Below are 12,168 nucleotides of genomic sequence, written 5' to 3'. Positions count from 1 at the left end.
GGTGAGGTGCTGTTTTTTCATGCCACCAGTCTAAGTGACGTGGCGATAGAACACAAGAGGTCTTAATTTACGGACTAATCAATGCTTGCAAAAAATCTACCACCGTAGGTTTCATTTGCAGCATCTCTACCAGGAGCATAACCTTGAATGGCATAGGCCGATGTGGGTGCTGTCTTATGCGTAGCTCCAATTGCCGTCACAACTGATTGAACCGTGCCACATGTCCCACAGGCAAAATGTGCATCCTTGGGCACCGTCCCCTTTGTGGTACTAAACGTCACCCCCGTCTCCGGGCATGTCACCGTCTCCGGCAGAGTGCCGCGCACCTCCAGCAGGCGGATCGTGCTGGCGCGCGCCTGGTTCCAGCGGGCAGTCGCAGCGGCATCGTCCTGGGCCGCGCCGCCAAAGGGCAGGCCAGTGGCATCGGCCTTGGGGCTACCGGCGAGCCATTGGGGATGCACCAACAGCGTCAGGTTAATCTTCTTGTTGGTTCCCTTACCCAGCTTCTGGCCATCGGCAAGCACGAGGCCATCTTTCTCATAAATGACTGCTGGTTGCGCATGCGCACAATGCGGGCAGACAATCCCGCGCCGCGCATCAAAGATCGTGTACGGAACTTCTGCGGGTGCGACAAACAGCGGCACATCGGGAGCCATCCTAGCCGCTCGCCGTTCCACGTCGAACGCCCCGTTACAAGCGGGGCAGTGCAGTTGCCACGCCCGCACCGTCAGCGTCTTGACCGCCATAACCGGGCTGGTCATAATCGGCGTGCGGTGGCCACAACCTGTCACCTGACATGGGCCGTGCTTGGCCCAGAAGGTATAGATAATCTCAGGGCCGCTATAGTGATAATCGCGGCGCTGCGCCGGGGTCAGGCTCAGCGGATCGAAATCCGGCCCCTCAATCCGCCCCGTCGGCAGGTGCGTCCAGGTACCCTTTTCGCCATTCGGCCCATCGCAGGCATAGAAGGGCATAATCTGCGGCCTAACCTCGGCCTCGATGGCGGCCAGCAGGCGCTTGACCGCGTCCAGATCAACCTCGGCAAACTCCTGCTTAACCACAAACCAAGCGACCGGGTTGAGATCGTTGCCGGACATCTGCATCCCAAGCCGCGAACCCTCAACCAGGGTCGTCCCGCCGCCCATAAAAATATCAGCCACCTTGAGCTGCTTAAAGGCGCCCTTCTTCTGATGATTAGCGTAATAGTGTTCCCAGACGTAGCGCGCCGCATGGGAAGGATCGGCGGGAGCCTTGGTTGCAGCGGCGATGAGCAGTGCGCGGAAGACACTCGAGCGGCGACGCGCCCACCACTTCGACATCTGATAGATCGGCTTACCGGCATTGCCCTCAATCACCGCAATCTGGTTGATCGGCAGAATGGGAAAATCAACTTCGAGACAGGTTTTGGGGCGGTCAGGATCGCTAAAATCAACCGTCTCGAGAGCCACCGGCTTACCAGCGCCAACAGCGCGGGCAATCTGCTCAGCCAACGCTTCTTTCTTGGTCATCTTGGGGGGGGCCATGGTGAAGATCCTAACGGGTTAGAAAACGTTCCTAGGGAACAAGTGGAAGCAAAAACGCCCGAAACGCGCAAAGAAACGCGCAAACGCGATCCAGAAACACGAAATAGGAGAATTTACGCGATTCAGATAGGTTCATAATATGATCCACGGCCTTTACCAATAAGCCGGAGCCTGTCACTAGATTGGAGTTTACGCAGCAGGTAGGTTGCTTGATCTTCACTTACACGACAGAGATCGATGACATCCTTGCGTGTAATTTTGCCATGTTTTTTTACATATTGCAGCACCATCTGCTCTTGCTGGATGGGGTCGAAGCCGACTTGGCGCACATAGTTCGCCGATTGGCCCGATTCACGGTAGACTCGTGGGCTGAGGGTGTAGGTGCGACTCTTCTTGACACCGTGGGCTTCGATCATGCCGACTTCGACGAGGCGCTCTAATGCTGCTCGCGTCGTAAATTCGTTCTTCTGGATGGCTTGGGTCGCTTCAGCTAGATCTATCCGGCGCTGGGTGCGCAGGTGCGCCAAGAGGATCAGTTCATCGAGCGCAATGCGGCGTTGGGTGCGGTTCTCTTGCTCTAGGATCATGCGCAGGAAAGGCAGATCGGCCTCGGCGCTGCTCAGGGCAACGACGACCGTTGTGGTGTCGCTGCGTGTATAGTCGGGGGCTGGACGGCCAAAACGCAGCATTCCTTCGTAGATCAGGTCAACACCACGCCCGGTGCGCTCGGCGAGGCCGATGCGTTTAACGGCATCGGCCAGCAAGGGGTTACGCGGCTTGGGTTCAACCACCAGCAGGTTTTTGAGGGTAACGCCTTCGATAAAGCCGCCAGGATTGCTGATGGTGAAGCCATCTGTTTCCCAGCGTACATGGGCTGCGCCGCGTCGGGTGTAATCGCGGTGTACGAGCGCATTGACCAAGGCTTCGCGGAAGGATCGATGGTCAAGCGTTGGGATTGGCACGCGGAAGAGGCCCACTTGAACTTCATCTTCCTCCACGCGGGCATCAAACTGTTCGAGTACGCGCTCAAAGGTCTTGAGCAGCGGGGTGTGGTAGAAATCGTTCACCCGCACCTGGGTGCCGTCGAGAACTTGGAAGGCGACTTCGTGGGTCGGTAGGTGCTGACGCAACGCGGCCTCACGCCCCAGGATGAGCAGGCCCGTAACAGTAGGCATGCGCCGTCCCTGGTCGCTACGCACGAGGCCCAATGCGCCATCCAACTCGTGGTCGCTCAACCCGATGAGCGAACGGTCGCCATTGTAGCGCTCGATCAATTGGCGCAGGCGTTCGCGCTCCAAGGGATCAAAATCGGCTTCACAAGCATCCGCTACAGGGAGCGCGGAATAGTCGAGTGTACCCAAGTCCGACTGACGGCTGGCAAATTCATGCGGGTAGAATGGCACGCATTGGGGCGTCCCATCCGCCTGGAGCCGCCGCCGCTGCAAGAGGCCATCAGAGGTTGCTATCAGCCGGGTTGAGCGCGGCACCTCGATGCGGGCGATAGTCTGCCCCTCCTCTTCTATGGTGCTGACCCGCACACTGAGCGGTGGGTTGGTACGGTTGGCAATCAATGCACTGAGGCTGCTCACGTTTTGATGCTCAGCATGCAGCCCAGTCACTTGCCCGTTATCTTCAACACCTAAGTAGATCGCGCCGCCTTCGCTATTCGCCAAACAGACGACCGTCGCAACCAGATCGCCGTCCGACAGGCGTTTGCGGTCGCTCTTAAACTCGACGGTAAGGGACTCGTGTTTGGGAATCGTGCGCATGCAACCCAATTTCTACTAGACAAGGTTCGGAGCCTATTTCCTATGCTCTATCCTACTTGGTTAGCACAACGAAGGGCGCAAGCACTTCGAGCAGCGAAAGACCACCGTGGGCCAGGGTCGGGTAGCCCCCCGGACTGGGCCACTTCCAGCGCCCAAGTGCGAGGGTATATGAGCCGTGGGGCGTATCGAGTTGCAGGGCAACCGGCGGCGCAAACGGCCCAGGATCGAGCGCACCAGCGGCACTGCGACCGCTGCGGAAGGTGCGTTTAAGCAGCGCCGCCGCCTCACCCGTGGCATCGCTAAATAGGCCCGTTGCGGCGTAGCCGTGGTCCGAGGTGATCACGAGGCGGCGGCCCGTCGCCAAACGCGCCACGAAATCCCAGAAATCGGCGCTGGTGAGTTGGGCCGCGACCTCGCGGGTCAGGCTTTCGAGACCCTGACCGGCCCCGGCCACACGATGCAACTGCACATCGGGCCAATGGTGCCAGAAGACCCAGTTGGGCGTGGCGTCAACCAAGGCAGCACCATCGCGCCAGGGCAGATCGATACTTTCGGTACGGGCACCAGGGAGTTGATCGTTGTGACTGCCGCCATTGTTCTGCAACTGGCTACGGCTGGTGTAACCAAGCGCCTGGGCGAACGCATTGGTCTCGCCGGGTAACTCAGCGGCACACGCCGTGGTGGCGTGAATGGTGAACCCATGGTGTTGGGCACCCTGGATCAGCCAGGGCAACTCGCGGAGCGAAAGGCCATCGAGAATCAGCAGCGCCTTGGCTTGGTAGGGTTCATGCCACCAGCGGATCAGATGCGAAGCGGTGCGCTCCACTGCGGGATCAAACACATGCCAGAGATCCCAGCCACTACCAGCGAGCAACAGATCCAGAGCGGCGACAGTGCGATCACGCCGCGTCACCTCGCTAGGCGCATCAGCGAGCGTCAGCGGCGGCGACATGATGGCGAGCACCTGCGCGATCAACATACGCCAAGCCTCAGGCGGCGTGCTAGTCGTCAGGCTACGCAGGAGATCAAGGCGAAGCGTCATACACCTTCCTCTTTCTCAAGTGAAAGCTCAAAGGTCAGCCCGTCGGGGAGCTTCTTCAACAGATCTTTGAGCTGCGCACCAGTGGCCGACGCGAGCGTAATAGTCACCTGGGAGACCGGCGTCGCGGGGCCAACGCCCCAGCCTTCGATCTTACCAATCAGATTGAGTGGCGAAGTCGCAGGATTGGCGTGGCGTATGCGGGGGCGAATCGGGTTCGATCCGCCGAAGATCGCGCCACCCAGCGGAGTTGGATCATAGGGTTCGCGGGTCTCGGCCACTGGCGTTGCGGGAGACTCCATTTGTCCCGTTGGTAGGGTGGTGGGTTCCGAGCCTAGCGGTAGCGGCGGCACGGAGGCAACGGCTCCTCCCGTGGCAGGGACAGCCGATGGGAGGAGAAGAACCACCTCATCGAGTTGGCGGCCAGTCAGGGAGAGCTTGGGGCGCATACGCCGCCATGCCGTCTCCTCATCCTCACCCGGCTCCGCCTGCACATACTCGGTACCACGCAGATTGATCGCCACCTTCCCACGGGCGCAGAGCCGCAGGATACGCTCCTTCATCGCCGGTTCACCGAGCCAGGGAATGCACTCCTGCCCAGCGGGACGCGGCTCCTGGAGTTCACGCAGCAACTTACCAAGCGAGGCGCTTTCGCTGGCAGCAGCGTGGACGAAATCAGCAAAATCCTCGGGTACAAAGAGATCCTCGGTGATGGTACGCTCAATCGCCTCAGGAATCTGGACACCCTGCGCCCGCAAGCCCTCAATCTGGAAGCGACACTCTGCCGGATTGGTGAAGTTCCAGTGCTGCAAGAGGGCAAAGCGATCAAAGCGCTTCTTGAGTAGATCGTGCAACTCTTTCTGATACTTGGTCTTTAACTGACGATACTCTGAATTCTGGGAACTCCACTCCTGAGCCTTCAGCGCAGCCCTAGCGAGCACAAGCAGATCGCGATCCTGGTACAGATTGGGCGAGTCGGAGCGTGGCAACAAGAAACGCACCGTATTGCGGCGCTTCTGGAGCTGATCCCTGAGCCAGCGACCAAGGCGCTCGTGCAGGCGATCCACGGCTTCAGGCAGCACAAGGATCGGCATGCGCTCATCCCAACGCTCAGGGCGCTCGCTCTCTTCAAGCGACGACCACGGATCAGTGAGCCATAAACGAGGAAGCGCGATGACTCGAAAGTTGCGGGCGACATCCTCGGTGCCACCGACAACATAGCGCACCTCTTTGGCCAAGTGGCGCAGATCGCTACCATCGGTAAACAACTTATCATTCCGGGCGTGGGCCATAAGCCGGGCCTGGGGATTCTCCTCTTCGCGGAAGACCAAGCGCGGGCCATCCTGATGAATGTTAAAGCTGTTCTCAATAATGGTCGCAAGCTCGACATCAAAGGCATTATCGTCCACCGGGAACTGGCGGGTAATATCAACATGGAGCATTGCAGGTTCGGCACCGGCGAAGCGGCTCACCGCAATCGAACGCAACCACAGCGATCCGATGATCTCCTGGAGATGCGGCACAACCCGCTCAACATCACTCACCGCCTCGCGGACGGCCAACAGATTACGCTGCGCCTTCTCGCGCAGGGTGCGATGCTGCTGGTTCGCAACCGAATCGAGCAACTCCCCGATGCCACTCGAATCCTCTTCAATACGAAAATCAGCAGCGGTCAAGATCGGGCTGCAATCGCCACGCGACTTGTACAGATTAGCAAGAATCTTGATCAGGTCGCGGGTATCCTGGGCATCAGTCGCCACAAGCACCTGATCCTCAAGAAGTTGCAGCAGGTGCGGCGCAAACGGCCAGGACTCGACCATCTCGCGGCGGCGGCGCTCGTGTTCAGCGGGGGGCACATCGAGCAGGCGGAAGGACTCACGCAGGTGCGGATCAACCACCTGCTCGATCTGATCGGGCGGGATCTGCAAGCGATTCTCGAACAAGCGATGCAAGAGCATGCGGCGGCGATCCTGCTGGATCCGTTCAGGGCTGCCGCCAGCTTTGAAATCAACGACCAACGGATTGACACGATGGATCTGCTGATAGGCATCAGTCGAGCCATTGCGTACAGAAACAACCAGCACGAGTAACTCAGGATGCTCTTTGGCAAGCTCCGCAAGGATCTGAACAAAATTGAAGGCCCATTGACGCCAGGGATACTGTTTGGTATTTGTGAGGCCATCGAACCACGTCTGAAACTCATCAAGGAGCAACATGACCGGGGTATGGCGCAACATTTCGAGCATAAGCTGATCAGAAGGAACATCCGTTTTCGCATTACCCATACCTTCCCACTTGCCCTTGATATACGCACCGTGGGGATGCTGCTCGAACAAGAGATCCCAGAGAAATTTGTAGCGTTGGCGATGCAAACTCTCGCCAATAACCCGCATATCGCTACGAAGTTGCAAGGCAGCGAGGCGCGAATCATTGAGCAGACCAGACCATGAGGCAAGCCACGCGCTGGTTGAGTACGAATCGTTGACTGCGTGGTAGAGCGCGGCCAGCAGGTGCGATTTACCAGAGCCACGTTCACCGATCACCACAACGGGGCGGCCCTGCTGTGGGCCAACCGCCTCAATCGCCTTCAGGAGATCCTGGGTCGGGTAGGTAATGGCCAGAAAATCGTGCGCAGGGATCTGGGTTGCGCCACTCTGAGCATCGTTGGCAAGCTCAATAGCAGTTCCCTTGAGGCGTTTACTCTTGAACTCATCGCGCAATTTCAGGTTAAGCATGCATCAAACCTTACCTATTGTGAGTATAGGAACCGATTCCGTCCCCAAGCAGACCACGCCCAAGCATGCGGATGCTGAGTGTGCTCCAGCCATAGCCGGATTGATGTTCCCGACGCGAGGATCAGATCAGTGAACGCCGCCCGACCACGCTCAATCAAGCGCTTGCTCCAACGTCGCATAGGTCGTGAGGCGCGGCAACTCAACCCCCAAGCTCACCAACGCCTGGGCAACTTCGGGCCTGATCCCAACCAGAGTCGTATCGGTACCCAGCAAACGTGCCGCCTCAGCAATAGTGAGCATAATCTTCGCCACCTGAGTATCAACCAGCGGCAAGCCAGTAACATCCAAAATCAGCGCTCGTGCGCGGTGTTTCTCGATCTGCGTCAAGACCCGCTGGAGCAATATATTGGCCCGCGTACTATCGAGACTACCAATGAGCGGCACAACCAGCGTATCGTGGCGCACCGGGATCACCGGCAACGAAAGCTCGGTCACCAGATCATGCATCCGCTCCTGAGCCGCCAGCGCATCCTGGAGCGCTTGTGCATGCGCCTCGTGTTCAGCCAGAGTCGCACTCAAGATCGCAGTACGATCCGCGACCAGACGTTCAAGGCTCGCATTGCTCTCAGCTAGAGCCTGGTTCGCATGCAGGGTCTCAGCGCGCGCTTGCCGCAACTCACTCAGCGTGCGCATCATCGTCGTACTATCGAGGATCACAATCATCGTTGCAAAGATCAGCAGCAACCCAACATTCATGCTGGTGACAAGAAGGCTAGGTGCCTCTTGAGGGAACTGCTGTGCAAGCACCGCTGTGAGCGCCAGCGCAGCGATATTGAGCACCAGAACCCCCCAGACCATGATGGGGCGCAAGACGATTCCGGCAATAAATGTATTGATGATGAAATAGTAGGCAATAACAGAAAACTCAGCCGAGCCAAACACCGGCACCAGGATCAGGCTCATGGTATTGATCGTGAGCATGATCATGGTGACCCAACCCACCCAGCCACGGTGAGTCATCCAGAGCAGGAGCATTGCGACAGGCAGAACGCTTATCGTATTGAGGAGCGAACCTACACGCCCATGGATTATAGAAGTTGGAATGCTCAGAAGCGAGATAGCAATAAGAATCCAGAGGACAATCAGAAGGTTCTGGCCCCTACGCCGAAGATCATCGTCTGTATGACGCATGATGAAGAAGCGCGACAGGAGCGGATTGGCGAACATAGGGCACCTTTGGTATGAACCTTGACAGCACGAGCAAAAATTATACCATTAAAACGACAACGCCCCCTGAAACTTGCGGGGAGATCTGAGGCTCGACCCGTTGGTTTGATGTGCCCGTGCTCCTAGCTGAAAAACCAATCTCCTGTCCACCTGACCAGTCAGCAACTCCCCCCTCGACGGGGGAGTTTTTTGTTCCCCAAACGTATCATTGGGTTAGTCCATAGAAGCCTTTCGCTACGACAACCGCAAGAAGGAACCCCATGAACGAGCCAACCTCTTTTAATCCTACCAGCCGCTACCACACCAGTGGCCGGATTGATGGAGCCATGCTGATTGGCCTCGGTATGATCTTGTTGCTGCAAAAACTGACCGGTTTTAGCCTGCACAACTGGTGGGCACTGTTCATCTTGCTGCCCGCCACCGGCGTTTTCAGTGCCGCATGGGACAGCTACCAACAAGCTGGGCGTATAACCGCCGCTGTGCGTACATCCATGTTTGGCGGGTTTGTCTTGTGTCTCGTCTTGGCCATGTTCCTGTTTGACCTCAACTGGGCCAGCGTTGGGATGTTGCTGCTCCTAGCGTCCGGTGCGTTTTTGCTACTCAATGGTGTTTTAACTAGGAATCATCTATGAACATCAATACCTGGTTTACCCGGCATCCCATACTTACCTACATCATCCTGACGATGATCTGGTCATTTGGAATCTGGTCATGTCTCTTCCTGTACATCAAACCCGGCGGGTTGATGCAAGCCCCGCCTAGCGCCTTCATCTTCGTCATTCTGGGTGGGTTTGGGCCTTCACTCAGTGGCATCTTCACTACGTGGCTGGTTTATGGGCGTGAAGGGCTGCAAGCTCTGTGGGCTAGGGTACGCATGGGGAAGGTGGGCCGCTGGTGGTTGGCTCTGCTGGTCATTCCTGCGGTGACAGCGCTTACGCCGCTTGTACGCTGGTTGGCTGGCTACCCGCTGGATAGCGGCGCGATGCTCAATCTGCTCGGCCCCGGCATTGCCCTCGGTCTCACCGCCGGGTTGATGGAAGAGTTTGGCTGGCGCGGTTTCCTCCTGCCGCATCTGCTCAAACGCCACTCCCCCCTCGTCGCCACCCTGCTGCTGGGGTTGGTCTGGGGTGGCGTGTGGCACGGCTATGCGGATTACTTCGCGCTTGGTGGCCGGGGTTTCGATTCGCTGCTCTTGATTAGCATGCTCGGCCCGATCTTGTTGACTGCTTGGTCATTCATTATCACCTGGGTCTATGAACGAACCCAGGGCAGTCTGCTGCTCGCCTACTTTATGCATGCCAGTCTCTCTTCCAGTGCCTTGATTTTTGGGCAAACCTACACCACCGCCGCCGAAGAACTGACCTGGACGGCGATCAGCACCGGGCTGGCTATGCTGGCAGCGGCCTGCATCTGGTTGTTCATCCGGCGTTCTGGCGCACACGCATCTTACGGGTAACTCCGAAGCCTTTGGTTGACGCCAAGGCGCCAAGGCGCAAAGGTTTTGTTGAAGGCTTTGCGCCTTGGCGTCTTTGCGTCAAAACCGGAATGCGAGGAGAACTGTAAACAGTTACTCACCGCAGTAGAGTAGAAGGAACACTGATGTACAAAAAGTTTCTCATCTTTCTTGGTCGCCTGCTGGCCCTTGTGTTGGCACTCATCTTCTGCCTGCCGGTTCTCCTCTTGCCCCAGGCCACCGCCGTTCCCGCCTGGGTCTGGGTTCCGTTGGCCGCAGTTGACCTGGGATTGTTGTTCGCCTTTTTCGCCCTCCAACCCGCCGGGAAAGCGACCTTGGTGGCGCTGGTTGGGGTGTTCGCGGTTGGCGCGCTGGCCGTGGTTGCCTCGCAGTCCTTTGCCATGACCCCGCCCATCCTGGGTACAGACGGCAAGCCCCTGCCCGGCAGTATCGCCACGCTCGAAACCGTCACGCTTAACGGTAGCCAGCAGTGGATTTCGATCCGAAGCAAAGACACGACCAAACCGGTGCTGCTCTTCCTTGCGGGCGGGCCGGGCGGCAGTCAATTGGCCTCCGCACGCTTTGCGCTGGGCGGCTTGGAAGACCACTTTGTCGTCGTCAACTGGGAGCAACCCGGTTCAGGCAAATCTCTCGATGCGGTTGACCGCGCCACTCTGACCCCTGAGCGCTACATTGAAGATGCTCACGCCCTGGTGTCGATCTTGAAGGAACGCTTCAAGCAGGAGAAGGTCTATGTCTTGGGTGAATCGTGGGGCAGTGCGCTGGGGATTTGGCTCGTCCAGCGTTACCCTGAGGATTTCCATGCCTTTATTGGCACCGGGCAGATGGTGGCCTTCCTCGAAAACGACCTGATGTGCTACGAGTTCGCCCTGGATTGGGCGCGCCAGCGTGGCGACAGTGCCAAGGTGGAGGCGCTGACCAAACAAGGCCCGCCGCCCTACTATGGCTCCGGCATGGCGTGGAAGGAGGCCGCCTTCCTGGGCGACACCTTCGCCTATATGAACCAGAACCCCGCCATTCGGGATAACGGCTTTAACACTTGGCGCGACCTCGCCGCTCCCGAATATGGCCTGTATGACAAGGTGAGTTGGTTCCGGGGCGTGCTGCAAACCCTGGATGTGGTCTACCCGCAGCTCTGGGAGGTGGATTTCCGCCAGCAGGCTACAAAGCTGGAGGTTCCGGTCTACTTCCTGCTTGGCCGCCACGACATCAACGCCCCAGCGGTCTTTGTCGAAGACTATTACGCCGTGCTAGAGGCCCCGCACAAGCAGATCGTCTGGTTTGAGTATTCGGGGCACACCCCCTGGGTGAGTGAATCGGATCGTTTCGTGGAAGCAATGGTCAAGACCGTTTTGCCGTAGGTGACGACGCTGATCCTGCGGTGTAACATCAAGGTATAACCTAGCCACCTGACCAAGGTCAAACTCCCCCAGCGGCGGGGGAGTTGTTGTTGTGGCGCAGGTATGATAAACCTATGAAACTCACACAGCGCAAATACCAATCCGACCGCGACTACTGGAACATCCGCACGTTCTTGCGCGAAGTGCTCTTAGCGAACGACCGGCGTGAAATTGGTTGGCCGCTCTACCGCTGGGATTATTGGCGCTGGCATATTAACGAGAATATCCTCAAATTCAACCTTTCGGCGGCGGTTTTTATGTGGGAAGCCGCCGATGGTCGTCTGGCCGCCGTGCTGCATCCCGATGGGGCGGGGGAAGCCTTTTTGCAGGTGCATCCTGCATTCCACTGTCTCGAACTTGAAGTGGCAATGCTTTCAGCGGCCGAGACGCAGTTTGCGACCACCCAGGCCAATGGGAGTCAGCGGCTGGTGGTCTGGGCGCATGAGTACGACCACGTGCGGCAGGATGTGCTGAAACGGCGCGGTTATACCAAGGGCAAGCCTCCCGAATACCAGCGCCGCCGCGAGATGAGCCAGCCGCTTCCTGCTGTGCCCACACCCGCAGGCTATAGCCTACGCGCCCTGGGCGATGTCGGCGAGCATCCGGCTCGTAGTTGGCTCTCATGGAAGACCTTCCACCCGGATGCGCCGGATGCAAGCTATGTGGGGTGGGAGTGGTACGCCAACCTCCAGCGCGCTCCGCTCTACCGCCGCGACCTCGATTTGGTGGCGGTTGCCCCGAACGGCACGTTGGCCGCCTTCTGCACGCTCTGGTATGATGATGTCACCCACATCGCTGCCTTTGAGCCGGTCGGAACGCATCCTGAACATCAGCGCAAAGGTTTGGGCAAGGCGCTCATGGCCGAGGGGCTGCGGCGCGTCCGTGATCTGGGGGCCACGCACTGCACGGTTGGCTCCTACTCTGAAGCCGCCGGGGCGCTGTATGCCTCGCTGGGGTTCACCGCGTATGATGTATCCGAGCCATGGGTTAAGGAATGGTAG

At 58.3% G+C, this 12,168-nt stretch carries 9 protein-coding genes; 4 read left to right on the top strand and 5 right to left on the bottom strand.

Translation table 11 applies throughout. The features are described from left to right. Positions 1-74 precede the first annotated feature (74 nt). The 5 genes from EKD03_RS05550 to EKD03_RS05525 all read right to left on the bottom strand — a co-directional run bounded on the left by EKD03_RS05550 (position 75) and on the right by EKD03_RS05525 (position 8,293). Positions 75-1,523, bottom strand: a complete 1,449-nt coding sequence (locus EKD03_RS05550; protein ID WP_202976767.1) for a hypothetical protein — start codon at positions 1,521-1,523, stop codon at positions 75-77. 122 nt (positions 1,524-1,645) lie between these two features. Continuing rightward, positions 1,646-3,292, bottom strand: a complete 1,647-nt coding sequence (locus tag EKD03_RS05545) for an RNA-binding domain-containing protein (RefSeq protein ID WP_129628420.1) — start codon at positions 3,290-3,292, stop codon at positions 1,646-1,648. A 52-nt stretch (positions 3,293-3,344) separates the two neighbouring features. Further along, entirely contained in the window at positions 3,345-4,334 is a 990-nt protein-coding gene (locus tag EKD03_RS05540) for a hypothetical protein (protein WP_129628418.1), read from the bottom strand. Next, positions 4,331-7,066: a DUF499 domain-containing protein gene (locus EKD03_RS05535; protein ID WP_129628416.1), complete on the bottom strand. Its 2,736-nt coding sequence runs from the start codon at positions 7,064-7,066 to the stop codon at positions 4,331-4,333. The genes EKD03_RS05540 and EKD03_RS05535 overlap by 4 nt, the downstream gene beginning before the upstream one ends. A gap of 150 nt (positions 7,067-7,216) precedes the next feature. After that, a complete protein-coding gene (locus EKD03_RS05525) occupies positions 7,217-8,293 on the bottom strand; it encodes an STAS domain-containing protein (protein WP_129628412.1) in 1,077 nt (358 codons plus the stop codon). A gap of 260 nt (positions 8,294-8,553) precedes the next feature. Between EKD03_RS05525 and EKD03_RS05520 the strand changes: the two genes are divergently transcribed. From EKD03_RS05520 to EKD03_RS05505, 4 genes are all read left to right on the top strand, one after another. Then, entirely contained in the window at positions 8,554-8,925 is a 372-nt protein-coding gene (locus EKD03_RS05520; protein WP_129628410.1) for a hypothetical protein, read from the top strand. Beyond that, positions 8,922-9,749, top strand: a complete 828-nt coding sequence (locus EKD03_RS05515) for a CPBP family intramembrane glutamic endopeptidase (RefSeq protein ID WP_129628408.1) — start codon at positions 8,922-8,924, stop codon at positions 9,747-9,749. Before EKD03_RS05520 ends, EKD03_RS05515 begins: the two co-directional genes overlap by 4 nt. 143 nt (positions 9,750-9,892) lie before the next feature. After that, entirely contained in the window at positions 9,893-11,128 is a 1,236-nt protein-coding gene (locus tag EKD03_RS05510) for an alpha/beta fold hydrolase (protein ID WP_129628406.1), read from the top strand. Between the two features lie 113 nt (positions 11,129-11,241). After that, positions 11,242-12,168: a GNAT family N-acetyltransferase gene (locus tag EKD03_RS05505; protein ID WP_129628404.1), complete on the top strand. Its 927-nt coding sequence runs from the start codon at positions 11,242-11,244 to the stop codon at positions 12,166-12,168.

This window comes from Candidatus Oscillochloris fontis (assembly GCF_004138135.1).
In the GTDB taxonomy this organism is placed as follows: Bacteria; Chloroflexota; Chloroflexia; order Chloroflexales; family Chloroflexaceae; genus Oscillochloris; species Oscillochloris fontis.
Note: the sequence above shows the minus strand (reverse complement) of the source record. Positions and strands in the feature narration are given on the sequence as shown.